Annotated in this window: 16 protein-coding genes; 2 read left to right on the top strand and 14 right to left on the bottom strand. The window is 62.1% G+C overall.

Annotation, left to right across the window (positions count from 1 at the left end; translation table 11 throughout):
- Position 1 precedes the first annotated feature (1 nt).
- The 9 genes from CSQ92_RS05325 to CSQ92_RS05285 form a co-directional block, all read right to left on the bottom strand.
- Complete coding sequence (locus tag CSQ92_RS05325) at positions 2-778, bottom strand: fimbrial biogenesis chaperone (RefSeq protein WP_099393436.1); 777 nt, start codon at positions 776-778, stop codon at positions 2-4.
- Between the two features lie 73 nt (positions 779-851).
- Positions 852-1,382, bottom strand: coding sequence for a fimbrial protein (locus tag CSQ92_RS05320; RefSeq protein ID WP_099393435.1), 531 nt, complete (start codon positions 1,380-1,382; stop codon positions 852-854).
- 361 nt (positions 1,383-1,743) lie between these two features.
- Positions 1,744-2,988, bottom strand: a complete 1,245-nt coding sequence (locus CSQ92_RS05315) for an MFS transporter (protein WP_099393434.1) — start codon at positions 2,986-2,988, stop codon at positions 1,744-1,746.
- A 20-nt stretch (positions 2,989-3,008) separates the two neighbouring features.
- The gene (locus CSQ92_RS05310; RefSeq protein WP_099393433.1) at positions 3,009-5,381 is read right to left on the bottom strand and encodes an ATP-binding protein; all 2,373 of its coding nucleotides are present in this window, start codon (positions 5,379-5,381) and stop codon (positions 3,009-3,011) included.
- Entirely contained in the window at positions 5,378-6,046 is a 669-nt protein-coding gene (locus tag CSQ92_RS05305; RefSeq protein WP_099393432.1) for a response regulator transcription factor, read from the bottom strand. Before CSQ92_RS05305 ends, CSQ92_RS05310 begins: the two co-directional genes overlap by 4 nt.
- A 194-nt stretch (positions 6,047-6,240) precedes the next feature.
- Positions 6,241-7,542: an EAL domain-containing protein gene (locus CSQ92_RS05300; protein ID WP_180276938.1), complete on the bottom strand. Its 1,302-nt coding sequence runs from the start codon at positions 7,540-7,542 to the stop codon at positions 6,241-6,243.
- A gap of 77 nt (positions 7,543-7,619) precedes the next feature.
- Entirely contained in the window at positions 7,620-7,949 is a 330-nt protein-coding gene (locus tag CSQ92_RS05295) for a hypothetical protein (protein WP_257219129.1), read from the bottom strand.
- A 153-nt stretch (positions 7,950-8,102) separates the two neighbouring features.
- The gene (locus CSQ92_RS05290) at positions 8,103-9,242 is read right to left on the bottom strand and encodes a YbfB/YjiJ family MFS transporter (protein ID WP_257219128.1); all 1,140 of its coding nucleotides are present in this window, start codon (positions 9,240-9,242) and stop codon (positions 8,103-8,105) included.
- The gene (locus CSQ92_RS05285; protein ID WP_099393430.1) at positions 9,239-10,114 is read right to left on the bottom strand and encodes a LysR substrate-binding domain-containing protein; all 876 of its coding nucleotides are present in this window, start codon (positions 10,112-10,114) and stop codon (positions 9,239-9,241) included. The genes CSQ92_RS05290 and CSQ92_RS05285 overlap by 4 nt, the downstream gene beginning before the upstream one ends.
- An 87-nt stretch (positions 10,115-10,201) precedes the next feature.
- On the opposite strand from CSQ92_RS05285, the gene CSQ92_RS05280 reads away from it, so the two are divergent.
- Positions 10,202-11,263, top strand: a complete 1,062-nt coding sequence (locus CSQ92_RS05280) for an NAD(P)H-dependent flavin oxidoreductase (RefSeq protein WP_099393429.1) — start codon at positions 10,202-10,204, stop codon at positions 11,261-11,263.
- 105 nt (positions 11,264-11,368) lie between these two features.
- Here the strand turns inward: CSQ92_RS05280 and CSQ92_RS28585 are convergent, their stop codons facing one another.
- The 3 genes from CSQ92_RS28585 to CSQ92_RS05270 all read right to left on the bottom strand — a co-directional run bounded on the left by CSQ92_RS28585 (position 11,369) and on the right by CSQ92_RS05270 (position 13,936).
- Positions 11,369-11,572: a hypothetical protein gene (locus CSQ92_RS28585; RefSeq protein ID WP_143450284.1), complete on the bottom strand. Its 204-nt coding sequence runs from the start codon at positions 11,570-11,572 to the stop codon at positions 11,369-11,371.
- A 100-nt stretch (positions 11,573-11,672) separates the two neighbouring features.
- Positions 11,673-12,758: an agmatine deiminase family protein gene (locus tag CSQ92_RS05275; protein WP_099393428.1), complete on the bottom strand. Its 1,086-nt coding sequence runs from the start codon at positions 12,756-12,758 to the stop codon at positions 11,673-11,675.
- 11 nt (positions 12,759-12,769) lie between these two features.
- On the bottom strand, positions 12,770-13,936 hold the full coding sequence (locus CSQ92_RS05270) for an agmatine deiminase family protein (protein WP_099393427.1): 1,167 nt from the start codon (positions 13,934-13,936) through the stop codon (positions 12,770-12,772).
- A gap of 104 nt (positions 13,937-14,040) precedes the next feature.
- Here CSQ92_RS05270 and CSQ92_RS05265 point away from each other — a divergent pair, with 104 nt between their 5' ends.
- Entirely contained in the window at positions 14,041-14,925 is an 885-nt protein-coding gene (locus tag CSQ92_RS05265) for a LysR family transcriptional regulator (protein ID WP_099393426.1), read from the top strand.
- On the opposite strand, the gene CSQ92_RS05260 is transcribed toward CSQ92_RS05265, so the two are convergent.
- Together CSQ92_RS05260 and CSQ92_RS05255 are read right to left on the bottom strand one after the other, a co-directional pair.
- On the bottom strand, positions 14,926-15,495 hold the full coding sequence (locus CSQ92_RS05260; RefSeq protein WP_257219127.1) for a phospholipase D family nuclease: 570 nt from the start codon (positions 15,493-15,495) through the stop codon (positions 14,926-14,928).
- 132 nt (positions 15,496-15,627) lie between these two features.
- The gene (locus CSQ92_RS05255; protein ID WP_099393424.1) at positions 15,628-16,056 is read right to left on the bottom strand and encodes a DUF4279 domain-containing protein; all 429 of its coding nucleotides are present in this window, start codon (positions 16,054-16,056) and stop codon (positions 15,628-15,630) included.
- Between the last annotated feature and the right edge of the window lie 58 nt (positions 16,057-16,114).

Raw genomic sequence — 16,114 nt, 5'->3', positions numbered from 1 at the left:
ATCATTTCACACCTGAAGGTGCAAGTCTGGTGCTCGGCACCGACACGGCGCGCCGGGTCGGCACTTGCGCCCCGTAATCGTTTATCGCACTAAACTCCACCTGCGCGCCGGCGGCCGGAAAGGTTTTCAAGGTTGGCAGGGCAAATTGCTTCGTTTGACCAGGTTCAACCATGCCATCTTCACTATAATTTCGCTCGGCGCCTGAAACCAGGGTCAAGGCCACCAGCGAGACGTGAAAGGCAGATGGATTGTACGCTTCTAAGGCGTAACCTTCCCCATTACCGAGGGAGATGATACGCCATTGCACTTGTCCGATTGCCTCATCAGGAGAGCCGGGCAAGCCCTCATGACGATAAAAAACCTTGATGCGCGTACGGAACGCCATCTGCAAGGTATTTTCATCGGCCTGCTGCGCTTTCGGAGGAATTTCCAGCACATTCAGCCAAAACACGGATTCCTTATTCGAAGGCAAGGGCGTACCGGCAAACATCATACGCAAGCTCTGGCCCTTGCCCGGATCGATGCGAGCCAGTGGCGGCGTCAGCACGAATGGAGCTTTGGCCGTGGCAGGTGTCGAGGCGACATCACCGCTATCAACCCACGCTTGCACCAGTGCAGGCCGCACACCATCGTTATTCAGCTTGACGGTGATTTCTTTCTGCTTGGCTGGATACACCTGGCGCGTGCCGGTAATCACCACACTGGCCAGAGTGGAAGAACAAAACAGCAAGGCCAGGCTGAAGATAAGCGGGCGTTGCAGTGAAGAGCGACGAAACATGCGCGGATTCCTCGATAATTACCGCGAGAGCACCCAACCTTCCGGGCCAGGATGCTCTCGCTGGACTGTTTGATTACTGATAGTTAATCGAATACGTCACGGTACCGGCCACGGTGCCGGCAGTTGCTTCACCGGTCGCGACATATTGCACGGCATACGGCAGAACCGTGTCGCCGCTGGCGGCCTTGGTGACGCGGCTGGTGCTGGCGATCTGATCCAGGTCACCAGCCTTGATCGCCTTACCGTTTTGGGCATCGACCAATTGCAGCTGAACAAACTTGGCAGTTCCGGTGCTTTTGACGTTGAAGGTGAGCGGATCGACGCCTGGACCCGTTTCAAAAAACGCGGCAGCCGTTGTCGTGCTACCTGTGCAAGCGCTCAGATGAATGTTGAAACCGGTCTGGCCGGCAATGTTCTTGGCCGTCTTCAGCATGGCGGCCGACAGCTTGGGCAAGGTAACGGTCGAAGTGGCACCATTGACAGTAACGACGCAAGTCGAGTCCAACAGCTCACCGTTGAAGGTGATGGTGCCATCGGATGCGAAAGCGGACTGTGTGGTGGCGGCGGCGAGCAGAACGGCAAGGATGCGGGCGTGGAAACTCATTGAAGCGACTCCTGAAAAATATAGATAAATGCGCTCCTTTTAATGGGAACGCGGCTGTTGTTGCAGGTTGTACTGTACAGAGCCACGATACTTGTCGATATGAGAATGGTCTTAAAAATCCGGGCGGCAAGGCAATGCATGCTTATTTACACGTCGGCCCCAGAAGGCGCACGATGCGCGCGTGTCGATCCGGCCTTCTGGCATGGCTTGAAAAATGGACTAGGAGTCAGGAGTGAGGAGGGAGGGGACGGGGAAACAGCGCTTCACGGCAGACGAGCACACCGTATGGCCGTTGACTTGCGCGGGTGGAAAAGCGCCTGCAAGGTGGTGCTTGCAAGCGGGGTACATGACGGCCGGCCAATCAGCCAGGCGGTACCGCCTTGTCCGCAGGCGCCAATATTCTCTGCGCCAGCCAGACCAGAACGGTCGCCAGCACAAGGGGCAAGACAAGCTGCACCAACACCAGCGTCGTCCAGCCGACCATCTCTTTCAGATGAGTGAAAACCACCTCCGCGACAAGAATCCCCAAGTTGAACGCGACATAGAACAAGCCCACGGCCCGCATGTTCTGCATAGGTGGCACCGCTTGAATCAGGGCCGCCAGGATATTGACAAAAAATACCGAGGTCAAACCAAAACCCACCAGGAACGCCAATAACATGAGAATATCCAAGGTCATATGCCATCCGCAAAATAGCAGACCACTGACAGCGGCTATGATGGGAAGAGCAATCAGCAGCGTTTTCATGGCACCGTACCGGTCCCCCAGCCAGCCAGCCAGCGGCGACAGCAAGGCGGAAATCATGGCGACACTTATCACCATGTGTACTGTCTTGATGGGAAATTCCAATATCTCGCGCAGGTGCGCGCCACACAGGTATTCAAACTTACCCGCGCTCACTGGCATGCATACGGCTGCCAGAAACAGCAACAGCGGGCCTCGAGACCAGACCTCCCCCACCGGGCTTCTGACTTCAGGACGGACGAAACTGCGTTCGTCGGCGGTACTGATCTGCTGAAAAAAATGCCAGATCAGGATATACAGAAGAATAAGGATGAGCATGCCAACCAGGGCCGGTAACAGAGGCAGCGTCCCCTGTTCATTGATAGCATCGTGAATGGCGGTAAATCTGTTAGCGACCATGTTAACGGCCGTGGCAAGACAGTTCATGAGTCCCACCACTAAGGCACAATGGCGCGGAAAATACGTGGCCGCGATACTAATCCAGGCACAGATATTCATCGTACACCCTATACCACCCAGCAAGCTCCAGCAGCACAGCTCAAATGGCGAGCGGGAAAACAGGCCCATTAACGCAGCCACCGCAAGCAGTAGGAATCCGCTGAGCAATATTTTCTTGCGCGACAGGGTTGCTGGCAGGACTGCCAGCACGAGTCCCGTTAAACCCATGCTGGCAAAAAGGAGCACTGCGGCTATCGGGAGATTGCCGAGTGTGTCAGGCAGGCCGAATGGCAAAGGCTGGGATGCCAATGGCAGCAGCGCCGGATCCATGTTGGACAGCACCAGGAACAGCAAGGTAGTAGGCAACATCAACGCCAGCATCCCCATGGCCTCTTTTTTATTCTTGTTCATCCTGCGCAACATGATGCTCCTTCAAATTGAAATCAATGCTGGCCGCGGCTACGCCAGGCGGCCACGACGTCCTGCAAAAGCTGCTCGCAACGCGCATCGCCGAGCACTTCCGCACCGCGCAACAGGCTCTCGAGCTGCCCTGCCGGCTGCGCCATCTCCGTCCATTGCATGGCCAGGGCCGCGCCATGCAGGCGATGCGCGGCGCGCACCGCACCATCCCGCTCGTGCATGGCCATGGCCTGCAGCAAGTCTCCCATATCGTTGGCGAATGCTGCGCGCACTTGTGGCATATCAAATACCGCCAGGGTCTCCATCGGCGGCGCATGCAGCACCAAGCTCACGTCGCACCAGAGTTCGACGATATCCTGCAGTTTCGCCAACCGGATCGGCTTGCTCAATATGCCATCCATGCCGGCCTCAAAGCAGCGTTCCGCATGATCCTCGCCCGTCGAGGCGGAAATCGCGATGACCGGGCAGCGCGCCTGTTCCAGGTCCGCTTCGCGCCTGCGCCATTCGACCGTCAGACTGTAGCCGTCGATGTCGGGCAAGTCGCAATCCATCAGCACCAGGTCATATTCGCGCAGGCTGAAGCAGGCCAGGGCCCTGGCGCCATTCTCGGCAATGTCCGCATCGCAGCCGAGGCTGGCGAGCTGGGCCCGCAACACGGCCTGGTTGGCCGGCACATCCTCGATGACCAGGATGGACAGGCGCTGCGCCGCCGCGCCGCCCACCGGAGCGGGCCGGGTAGCGACCACGTCGGCCGCAGCAGCGGAGCCGGGTGCCCGATCCGCAGGCAAGGAAATCAGCATGCGCGTGCCCCTGCCCATCTCGCTGTCGATGGTGATCGTGCCCTGCATCAGGTTCACCAATTCACGGCAAATGACCAGGCCCAGGCCGGTGCCGCCCGAGCGTTTGTAGGTGCCCTCCACCTGTACATACGGGCGAAACAGGGTTGCCTGCATGGCAGCGCCGATGCCGATGCCCGTATCGGCAACGGCAATTTCCAGGCGCGCCTGGCCCTGCCCGTCGTCCGGCATGGCAATCTGTATCTCGACGCCGCCGCTTGCCGTAAATTTGATGGCGTTCGAGACCAGGTTGTGCAGCACCTGCAACAGCCTGGCCTCGTCCAGCATCAGCAGCGGTACCGCCACATGCACCGCCACATCGAGCGTGATGCCCTTCTCCCGCGCCCGCAGCTGCTGCAGGGCTGCCACGTCGTTGGCCAGGGCTGCGACATCGACCGCATCGAGGCTCAGCGTCAGTTGTCCCGCCTCCAGCTTGGACACGTCGAGCACGTCGTCAAGCAAACGCAGCAGGATATTCCCGCCGTTGCTGGCCAGGTCGACAAAGTGGCGCTGCTCCGCATTGATGGAGGTAAAGCGCAGCAATTCCACGGCGGCCAGCACGGCATTCATGGGCGAGCGGATTTCATGGCTCATCACGGCCAGGAACATGGCCGCCCTGCGTTCGTTGCGCAAGGCGCGCCGGTGCGCGCTGTATGCCTGGTATGCCAGGCCCGCCAGGATCAGCAGCAAGGCGCCAGCCAGGCCGGCATGCTCGCCAAAGTGGTCCCCCGCGAACAGCATGCCCGAATGATCATCGCCCGGCGCCCCCAGCCAATCCTGGCGTACCAGCCGGATTTGGGCCGGACTCATCGAAGCGAGCGACTTGTTCACGATCGATACCAGCAAGGGATCGCTATCGCGCAGCGCCATGCGCACATCGGACGTCATCGCCACGGGCAGTTCCGAAAAATAAAGCTGTGCGCCTTCATCGCGCATTAAATTTGGCAATAGCTGCGCCTTGCTGCCGACGGCAACGTCAGCGCCGCCCTGTGACAGCAGCGCCAGCGCCTGCCGCATGGTGGGACTGACAACGATGCGCATGCCGTCATGGCGCTCGCGCAGGAAGGCGCCGAGCAGATCCGCTTCCGCGGCCGGCAACGCCACGGTCTTGCCATCGAATGCGATGCCATCGGGACCAAGTTCACCCTGTTCACGCGTGGCGGCGATGGCCGCGGTTGAGAGATAGGGCAAGCTGTAGCTGATGCCGGGCACCTGCGGCGGCGTGCCAATGCTGCGCACCGCGGGAAGACAATCAACGCGCCTGTCACGCAGCGAGGCCAGGCCGCTGTCCGTGTTAGCCACGGTGACGATGTCAAAGTTCAGGTTGCTATGCCGCTCAATAACTTTGATGTAATCCGCGCCGATGCCCACCCCGGTCGCGCCGCGCTGGACGGCTTCGAACGGCGGCCGGTTCTGCAACATGCCCAGTTTCAGCACAGGATGCGCGCGTACCCAGGCTTGCTCCGCGGCGTTGAGCGCATACGCCCTTTCCTGCCCCTGCGCCGCCATGCAGCAGGCGGCCAGCAGGAAAGCGGCGATGCCGGCTCGCCAACGCCTCATGCTTCGCCTATGGTATGCCTGATCTTGAACAGTTCATTATTCGACGTGACACCGAGCTTGCGGAAGGCGGTGGTCTTTTGCGAGCTGATGGTCTTGATGCTGCGCTTGAATTTTTCCGCGATTTCCGTCACGGTCATACCCGCCAAATAGCAGCGAATCACCTCGCGCTCGCGCGCCGACAGCGCAGCTCCCAGCAGCAGCGCGTCAGCGCCGTCCTCTCCCTCTCGCGCATCGAAGGTAGTGCTCGCTTCCGCCACCCGATAGGACATCTCGGCGCTCAGGTACACGGCACCGGTGACCACCTTGCGCAGCGCCTTGACCAGCTCCGCCATTTCTTCGCCCTTGCCGACAAAACCGCGGGCGCCGACGCGCAAGGCCAGCGCCACCGTGGCTGGCTCATGATGCGTGGACAGCACCAGGATGGGACAATCGGGGAATTTGGCCCGCAATGCGCGGATCAGCGACACGCCATCGAGTTCGTCCGGGCCAAGCGCATAGTCGAGCAACAGGACGTCAGCCGGCGCCGCGAGCATGCCCGCGATCAGCTCCCGGCTGGTACTGTAGGCACCCACCACGTCGATATCCTGTTCGGCGCTGAGGCGCGCCACAAGCCCATGCCGCACCACTGCGTGATCATCGAGCAAGGCAATACGTAAACGTTTCATAGGCATGGGCAAGGACCAGACGCTGTATGAAAAAAGTTTCTTTTGATGAGATTACTCCTATTTGTGCCACGACCGCCATACAAGATGCAGTTTATTAACATAGGTGCTCCTGCGCAACAAAAATACTTCAATACGCCCTGCTGCAGACACACACGCAATAAAGTTGCTTATACTGCATCACCCAAAAATACGCCTTATTTATTGCTGACACTGGCGAAAAAATCGCGCAACTCCATAGGCCGCGCTAGTGCATAGCCTTGCCCCGTGGGACAGCCAAGCTGGCACAGCGCCTCGATGCAAGACGCATCTTCGATACCTTCCGCCACCACTTTCAGATTCATCAGCCGTGCCAGGTTCACCGTGGCGGTAATGACGGCCTGCGCGGAAGCACTGGTTTTCATGTCGCGCACAAACGCGCCATCGATCTTGACCTCGTCAAAGGTCATCTTGGCCAGCAGATTCAGAGTCGATGCCCCTTGCCCAAAATCATCGAGCGAAACGGGAAATCCTTTCGTCCGCAGCGTATTGAGCGAGGCGGACAGCAGCAGCTCATCGTCGACCGGCAGATCGCCGGTCAATTCAATTTTCAGCAATTGCGGCGGCACGCCTGCCCGCTGCATTTTTTCAGCCAGCCGCTGCGCGAGACCTGGCGTACACACGGTTTCGGCGGAAGCATTCAGGGCAATGGGCAAGGTCACCTGGCTGCTCTTGAGCACCAGCAGGACGTCGATCACGCGCGTCTCGATAAAACTGAACAACAGCAGATGCAGGCCAAGGCGGTTGACCATGGGAATCAGCACCGATGGCGGCACTTCGCCAACGCCGGGATGATGCCAGCGCAGCAGCGCCTCGGCGCCGATGATGCGCCTGGTACGCAAATCGTACTGCGGCTGCAGCATCACGCGCAGGTTCTTGCCTGTCGTCAACGCTTCGATCACATCGGCTTCCGTGGGGCCATCGGGTGACGCAAAACAGCATGCCTGCCGCTTGATCGACGGAACCAGCAGCAAGGCGCGCAAGGCCTCGGTAAACGCGGCATTGCCGCCACCGTAGACCATGCCGACATTGATGCCGGCGCGATGCGCCAGGCGGGCATGCGCCAATAATGCCGTCACGGACAAGCCGCCGATGCGAGCAACCGCCGGTTTTTCCAGCATCGCCGCGGCTTGCCCATGCAGCAAATTGAGCAGCGTCGGCTGGCCTACCCACAGTACATGCGGAAAACGCGCCAGCGGGCTGGTCGCATCCAGCGTCTTGAGCAAAGTCGGCACCATCAGGCCACCATGTTCGACATCCGCGACGATCACGTCAACATTCCCTTCGCGCAAGAGCGAGGGAATCAAGCTCAAGGAATTGATACTTTTCACATTGGCAACTCCAATGGCGTTCAGCATCGTGCCCAGCCATCGCGCACCACCCTTGTCTGAATCAGGCGACAAGGTCAGCACGCGCAGGGAGTGGAATTCGCTACGCACAGGGGAGCTGATGGTTTTCACGGAAGTTTTCCTTGAGTTAAGACACATGGGGAGGGACAAAGAGTGGGGATGCCAAGAAGTGACGCGCGGCAAACCTCTTAGTTGTTGTCCTCGTCATCGGGCATGCCGAAACGCGTGCGATGATCGCCCATGCATGCCCGCAGCTCATGAATACTCAGCCGGCTTACCTCGTGCATGCGTATGAGGATGGCGGCGCTGACCGGCAGCGAGCCATGTCTGATTTTGGAAAGGATGGGAGCCGATACCTGCAATTCACGCCCCAAGGCGGCATCGTTCTTCAAGCCCAGGAAATCGATGAGCACATCGAGCAGATCGGCGTTACGAAAACCGCTTGCAGCATTCTGTGGAAGCCGGTTGCGTAATCCCGTCACGCGTGGGGAACGCTGCTGCTGTATTTGCTTTGTCATAGCCGCTACTTTCAATAAGGAAGATCAGGAACCGGCCACGCCATGCGCATGGCGGCTGGCGCGAACCGGTGATGTATTGAAGTGTAGCGACAGACTTTCTTGACCGAAATCAGAACAGTCCTAAAATTCCCAATGAGAATTTAAAGCGACCTCCTACAGCCGCAGGCTGACGAAAATCGCCAGCAGCAGCGCGCTGGCCGCCGCCAATAGTGCGCTGTTGAAACTGTGCGACTGTGCATACAGGCTGCCGGCCAGCACGGGGCCGATGATCTGTCCGATGCCGTACACCACCGTCATGATGGCCATCATGTTGGCGCCAAACTTGCCCGCCTTGCCGGCGGCCCGCTGCGCGGCCGGCATGGCGATGGTCACCGTGCCGACAAACGTGCCGCCGACGAGGATGGCGCTGAGCAGATAAGCGGCGGCCGATGGCGCCAGCACGGGCAGCGCCACGCCCAGCGCCTGCAGCAGCAAATTGAGCCTGAGCGCCTGGCGCGTGCCGAGGCGCTCGTGCAGCCGGTGCCACAGGAAACACGAGGGCGCCGCGCCCAAACCGAATACGGCCCACACGTGGGCGGAGTTCAGTCCGGGCAAGGCCGCGCCGACCAGCACGGGCAAATACGTGGCCGTGACGATGTAGCCGAGTCCCGCCAAGCCGTAGATCAGCACCAGCGGCCATGGCGCCACGGGCGCCAAAGCGGTTGCGGCAACTTGCGCCGGCGCATCCGGCGCCGCCTGGCCGCTGGCGGCAATGGCGGGCGCGGCCGCCAGCCCCGCCAGCACGGTGACGCCGGCCAGCAGCAGCCACATGCCGGCACTGTGCCAGCCCAGGTGCGATGCCAGCACCAGCAATTCGGCCGACACGGCGATGCCGGCGCCCACGCCCGCGTACAGCAGCGGCGCGCCGCGCGCATGCCGGCGCCGTTCCAGCAGCCACAGCGAGGCGGCCACCATGGCCAGGGCGCTGAACACGCCGGCCACGCCGCGCACCGTCACGATGAGCCAGACGGGCATCGGCAAGGCCAGCACGCCCAAGCACAGCGCCGTACCGGCCACCGACCACAGGCACAGCCGGTGCGCGCTGTGCGCCCGCGCGCGCATGGCCAGGATGGCGCCCAGCAAGTAACCGGCATAGTTGGCCGAGGCGGCCAGGCTGCCGTCGCGCAAGCTCAAGACGCCTTCCCGCATCATGTGCGGGTAGATGGCCGTGAAGGCGAAGCGGCCAAAGCCCATGCCGGTGGCGAGGATGGTTGCCGCGGCCATGGCCTCGCGCAGCCTGGCCGACGCGCTCACGGCGCCGCCTTGCCGAGTTGCGCCAGCAAATGCTGAAAGGCGGGCACGTCGAATCCGGCGCGCCACACCAGCACGGTATCAATCTGCCCGGCGGGCAGCGTTGTCAAGATGGCAGGCGCATCCGACAGCGCCAGCACGCTGGCCGGCAGCAGAGTCACGCAAGCGCCGGCCGCCACGCAGGCGATCATGGTGTGATACGAACTCATTTCCTGCACCTGCCACTGCGTGCTGCCGGCCACGCCCAGCAGCTCTTCGGCGATGCCGCGGTAGGTGCAGCCCTGCGGAAACGCCGCCAGCGAGCGCGTGCGCACGTCCGAGGCGCGGCGCACCTGTCCTTCGCTGGCCGGCAGCAGCAGACACAGCTCCTCACGCCACACGGCTGCCGATGCCAGGCCCAGCTCCGCCAGGGCGGCGGCGGCGCCGAACGATGGCGGCAAGGCCACGAAGGCACAGTCGAGCAAGCCCGTGCGCACTTGCTCGATCAGGGGGCGCGACGGTCCCGTGCTCAGCGCCAGGCGCGTCGCCGGATGGCGGGCGTGATATGCGGCCAGCAATGCCGGCAAGCGGCTGGCCGCCGTGCTTTCCATGCTGCCGACGCGCAAGGTGCCGCCCTCGCGCCCGCCCGTGACGACATGCCGGGCTTCTTCCGCCAGCGCCAGCAGGCGCTGCGCATACTCGAGAAAGCGCTCGCCGGCAGCCGTCAGGGCCATGCGTTTATTGGTGCGCACGAACAACTCGGCGCCAATATCGGCTTCCAGCTGCTGGATGCGCGTGGTGACACTGGACGGCGCCCGTCCCAGCCGCGCTGCGGCCTGGGTGACACTCAGTTCACTGGCAACAGAGCAAAAAATTCGCAATGATTCGGTATCCATGTAATTCTTTATTTTGAAATGATTATGCTATTATATTCTCAAAATGCGAATCAAATACAGCATCCTCAACTTCATGAAGGAAACATCATGACTTCAATCCAGCCCTTCCTCGACCGTCTCGGCTTGCAACTGCCCATCATCCAGGCGCCGATGGCGGGCGTCTCCACGCCCCGGATGGCCGCCGCCGTCTCGAATGCGGGCGGCCTCGGTTCGCTGGCCATCGGCGCCGGCACGGTGGCGCAGGCGCGCCAGATGATCATGGACACGCGCGCGCTGACGGATGACCCCTTCAATGTGAATGTGTTCTGCCATGCGCCGGCGGTGAGGGATGCGCAACGCGAAGCGGCTTGGCTGGCCCATCTGGCGCCGCTGTTCGCGGAGCTGGGCGCAAGCGTGCCCGTGGAACTCGACGAGATCTACAAAACGTTCATCGGCAACGGGGCGGCATTCGATCTGTTGCTGGAGCAGCGTCCCGCTGTCGCCAGCTTTCATTTCGGCCTGCCAACGCCACAGCAGATTACCGCCCTGCGCCAGGCCGGCATCTACACTATGGCCACGGCCACCAACCTGCGCGAGGCGGCCCTGATCGAACAGGCCGGCGTCGACGCCATCGTGGCGCAAGGCGTGGAAGCGGGCGGGCATCGCGGCGTCTTCGACCCGCAAGCGCCGGACGAGCGCCACAGCACAGCCGTGCTGCTGCGCCTGCTGGCGGGCCGCAGCGCCCTGCCCCTGATCGCCGCCGGCGGCATCATGGATGGACAAGGCATCCGCGCCGCGCTGGACCTGGGCGCCGCGGCCGCCCAACTGGGCACGGCCTTCGTGCTGTGTCCGGAATCATCGGCCAATGCCGGCTACCGGACGAACTTAAAAGGCGAGCGGGCATCGGCCACGCGCCTGACCAGCGTGCTGTCGGGCCGCCTGGCGCGCGGCATGGCGAACCGCTTGATCGACCACGGCGAAGCGCCAGGCAGCCCGCCACCGGCCGACTACCCCGTCGCCTACGATGCCGCCAAACAATTGAACGCGCTGGCCAGCCGGCACGGCAACAGCGAATTCGCCGCGCAATGGGCCGGCCAGGGCGCGCCGCTGGCGCGGGAAATGGACGCGGCGCAGCTGGTGGCCACCCTGGTCAGGGAAATGACGGTTTAAGGCCTCCGCCGAATCGGTGCAGGTGCATATCCGGCATGAAAAAACCGCATGCGTCAAGCTTCATCCTGCAGTTCGGCCAAGCTTCACCTTTCGCGGCCGCCCGGCTTATTTTTTATACCGCGTCGCCAGTAAATAAACGCCAACCGCCAGGCTGACCATGCCGACCAGGCTCAATCCGGCTCGCGAGAAACCGGACCAGAACAATGAACTTGCCAAGGCTGCGGTCATCACGGGCTGCAATTTAAAAGCACACATGCCGATAACAAAAAAAATCAGTCCGCGGACCGTACGAGGAGACCAACTATTCATTTTCTTCCCATTCCTGTAAGCGCGCACCGGCGCCGGCTGGCAAATCTTACACCAGACGTGCTTTCAGGAAAGTAGCAAATTTCGCGCGCCCTATCCACGCCTACGCCGGCTGCTGCTGCGTGGTGCAGTGAATGCCGCCGCCACCGGCTGCGATGGCGTCGATATTCAGCTGCACGATGTCGCGCCCGGGGAAGTGTTCGCGCAGCTTGGCTTTCGTGTTGCGGTCGGCTGCCGCGTCGCCGAATTCCGGGCATAGCACGGCGCCGTTGCAGACATAAAAATTGATGTAGCCGGCGGCGAAATCCTTGTTTTCATAGCGCGGGCGTACCTGGCCCGGCCCCGGCAGCACCACCACCTGCAGCGCACGGCCACGCGCATCCGTGGCCTTGCGCAGGATGTCGAGGTGGCGCCGGGTTACGGCGTGCTCGGGCGAGGATGGGTCGCTGTCGAAGCCGGCCGCGACGACGCCGGGAGCGCAGAAGCGGGCATAAAAGTCCGTGTGGCCATCGGTGATGTCCTGGCCGGCGATGCCGGGCAGCCAGATGACTTTCTCGATGCCCAGCAGCCGGCGCAATTCACGTTCGCATGCTGCCTTGCCAACGCCGGGGTTGCGGTTGGCATTCAGCACGCAGCTTTCCGTGATGATGGCCGTGCCCTGCCCATCGACTTCGATGCCGCCCCCTTCCAGCACCAGGCTGCTTTCCAGCACGGCAACGCCGGCGCGTCCGGCCACGAAAGGGGCCACCAGCGCATCGTCGTCATAGTCCTGCTTTTCGCCCCAGCCATTGAAATTGAAATTCACGCCTGCCAGCGCCCCGCCCGCCTTTTTCACGAAGACGGGCCCCGTGTCGCGCATCCACAGGTCGTCGATGGGCTGCACCAGCAGCTTGACCTTGTTGCCGCACAGGCGAGCCGCCACGTCGTAGTCTTCCTCGTTGACCAGCATATGCACGGGTTCGACGCTGGCAATCGCCTGCGCGATGCGCGCCAGGTCCGCCTGCGCGCCCGCCTTCAGGCGCTTGCCCCATACCTCGTCATTCGCGCCGAAGGCCATCCAGGTGGCGGCGTGGCGCTCGCCTTCGTCGGGCATGCGCCAGCCCGCGCCCGCCGCCAGGGCGGGCAAGGCCGGCAAGCCCACGGCCGCCGCCAGGCCCATGGTGCCAATCAGGAAATGTCGTCGTTGCATGCTGATCTCCTTTATGCAATTTCCTGTTGCGTGGTGCAATGGATGCCGCCGCCACCGGCCGCGATGGGATCGATATTGATCTGGATCACGGCGCGCCCCGGATACAGCTGCGCGTACTGCGCCCTGGCGCTGGCGTCCGCCTGCGCGTCGCCGAATTCCGGCAGGAAAATGGCGTTCCTGGTGGCATAATAATTGATGTAGCCGGCGGCGAAGGTATTCGGGTTGTTTCCAGGCCGAATTTTCTCGGGGCCGTCGATGACGACGATCTGCAGCGGCTGGCCGTTCGCATCGGTGGCGCCGCGCAAGATCTCCAGGTGGCGCCGGGTCAGCGCGTAATCGTACGATTCCGGGTCCATCTCGCGGTGCGCCGCCACCACGCCGGGGCGCACGAAACGGGCGTAAAAGTCCGTGTGGGCATCCGTGATGTCCTGGTTCTTGATGCCTGGCAGCCAGATCACCTTGCGGATGCCCAGCAGGCGCAGCAATTCCGCTTCGCAATCGGCCTTGCTCCAGCCCGGGTTGCGGTTGCTGTTGAGCACGCAGCTTTCCGTGATGATGGCCGTGCCCTTGCCATCGACTTCCAGCGCGCCCCCTTCGAGCACCAGGCGCGTGGCCAGCAGCGGCACCCGGGCCTGGGCCGCGACCACGTCGGCCACCTGCCCATCCTTGCCGGACTGCTGCTTGTTGCCCCAGCCATTGAAGTTGAACTTCACGCCGGCCCGCTCGCCATTCGGCTTGCGCACGAAGACGGGCCCCGTGTCGCGCATCCACACATCATCCATCTCGGCGGGAATCAGGTTCACGCGCGCATCGAACAAGGGCCGCGCGCCGGCCAGCTCGTCCGGGCGCACCAGCATGTTGACGGGTTCATACGCGGCGATGGCATTGGCGATGCGCACCAGCGCCAGCTGCACCTGCGGCACTTGGGCGCGCGTCCACACGACGCTGGATGCGCCATACGCCATCCACGTCGCCTTGTGGGCTTCGGCCTCGTCGGGCATGCGCCAGCCATCGGCCTGCTGGGCGCCAGCGCCACTATTGATCGGTGGCGGTGGCGCAACGGGGCCGGTTTCCGGTCCGCCATCGGCGCCACCGCCGCAGCCGGCCAGCAAGCCGCCCAGGGCCAGCGCGCTGCCACCAGTCATGCAATGGCGCAAGAAATAACGACGTGTGTTCATGATTCATCCTTATAAATAAGCCACTTGGCATGCACGGCATTGTGGCGGGATCAAGACATGAAAACAAATGATATGATTTGCCTTAATTCATTAGGTTTTCTCATATGTCAGAACATCGCATTCCTTCGCTGAAGTTGTTGATGGGCTTCGAGGCAGCGGCCCGCCACGGCAATTTCTCGCGCGCGGCCGACGAGCTGCACGTGACGCAGTCGGCCATCAGCCACCAGGTGCAATTGCTGGAAGAACAAGTCAAGCAGCCGCTGTTCCGCCGCGCGGGACGGGGCGTGGAGCTGACGGTGGCCGGAGAAGTGCTGCTGCGCAGCGTGCAGCGCTCGATGACCGTGCTGCGCAGCGGCCTGGGGCGCATCGCCACCTATCTCGATCCGGGATTGGTCGTGCTGGTATGTCCGGCGCCACTGCTGCACGGCTGGCTGCAGCCCCGGCTGCGCGCGCTGGAATCGCAGCTGCCCGAATTGTGTCTGCTCTTGTCGGTCGATGAAAGCGCCCGTTTCGTCGATGAGATCGACGTCGATATCGCCATCAGCGACCGCCCCCTGCTGCAAGCGGACTTGCAGGAAATCCCCCTGCTGCACGATGAATGGATGCTGGTGGCCAACAGCGAGCTGGCGGCGCGGCTGGCCGGCGTGTCGCAGGATGCGCATCACCTGCACGCGGATCTGGTTTGCCTGGAAGAAAGCCTGACGGGCGACGCCACGGCGCCTTTATTCCTGGGGCCGCTGGCGCGCTTTCGCAAGCGGGCCATCTACGACGATGCGCGCCTCTTGCTGGACGCCACCCTGGACGGGCGCGGCATCGCCTGCCTGCCCCGCTTGCTGGCCGATGCCAGCCTGGCGCGTGGCCAGTTGCACATCCTGCCCGATTATCCGCGCGTGCCCGGTGCCACCTGGTGGCTGTCGGGCGTGGCGGAACACCCCCGTTCGCCCATCGTCGGGCAAGTATTCGACTGGCTGCGCGCGCAGGGGCAATGATCAGGGCAGCGGCGCAAGTGCCGCTGCAGGCCTTCGCGCATAGTCGATGCCGCTGGCCCAGCGGTTTTCCCAGTGCGCCAGGTACGATTGCGCCAGGCGCTCACTGTGCCACACGACGAGCACGTTTTCGCTGTTGGCGGTGGCCGCATCGGCCGTGTAATTGAAGCTGCCATTCTGCACGGTCACGCCATCGGCCACGATGTACTTGTCGTGATGCAAGGCATAGCGGGAAATCAGGCGCGTGGGAATGCCCGCGCCGACGAGCCTGTCCAGCGCAGCGCGGCTGTTCTTGCGCGCGTTGCGCCGCGTATCGGCCAGCACCCTGACATCCACGCCCCGCTGCCGCGCCCGCAGCAAGGCCTCGACCACATGGGGCGAGCTGAACGAATAGGCGGCCAGCCGTATCGTCGATGCCGCACTATCGATGACCTTGAGCACCAGCGCCTCCGCCCCGCCATCGGGAGAAAACGCATTCTCGATGGTGACTGTGCGCGCGGCGTCGGCGGCAAGCGATGGGACAGGAACGCCGTTAGCCAGGCACAGCGCAACGGCAAGTACAAGATTTTTCATCGCAGGCATTTCCCTGTTTCAATACAATGTTGACACAGCCTGCAGGCAGACTCGGAGCTTGGGCGACCGTCGGCTTTCGCCCCGAAGCGGACGTTTACAGATCGACTTCTCAAGTTCAAAGTCGTTGTTCAGCTAAACGTCGCCATCGCTATCGTCATCTGGACCGTAGATGTCCAGATCGAACTCGATTCCGCGTGAACCAAGAGCAAACATGGTTTCCGGACTGATCGAGAGGCCGTCGTTCGTACTCTGCATAAACGCGCCACAAAACATATCCACATCATAGGAAGAGGTCAGGGCCTGCCAGACCATAAGATCGTTAGTCATTTTGGCCAGCAACCATTTGATCTGACCATCAAGGTCTTCCGGCTCCGTGCGCTTAGCCGTAAGGAGCCAACTCCCGCAGGTAATTGTTCGCTCCCTTCCCGATGGATACTTGATCACTTCTCCCTTTACTCTTGCTTGGGTTGGTTCGCATTTCAACATGCGCGAGATTTCCGCCGGCTGGAGTTCGTCACCGAAAATTCTTAGGCCTGCTGCTGATTCACGGATTAGTCCCATAATTAGTGTAATCGTTCGTTATCCCGAGTTAAAAGGTCGGTTTCGGTTAATGCTTCAG

It is taken from the genome of Janthinobacterium sp. BJB446, assembly GCF_002735655.1.
Taxonomy (GTDB): Bacteria; Pseudomonadota; Gammaproteobacteria; order Burkholderiales; family Burkholderiaceae_D; genus Janthinobacterium; species Janthinobacterium lividum.
Note: the sequence above shows the minus strand (reverse complement) of the source record. Positions and strands in the feature narration are given on the sequence as shown.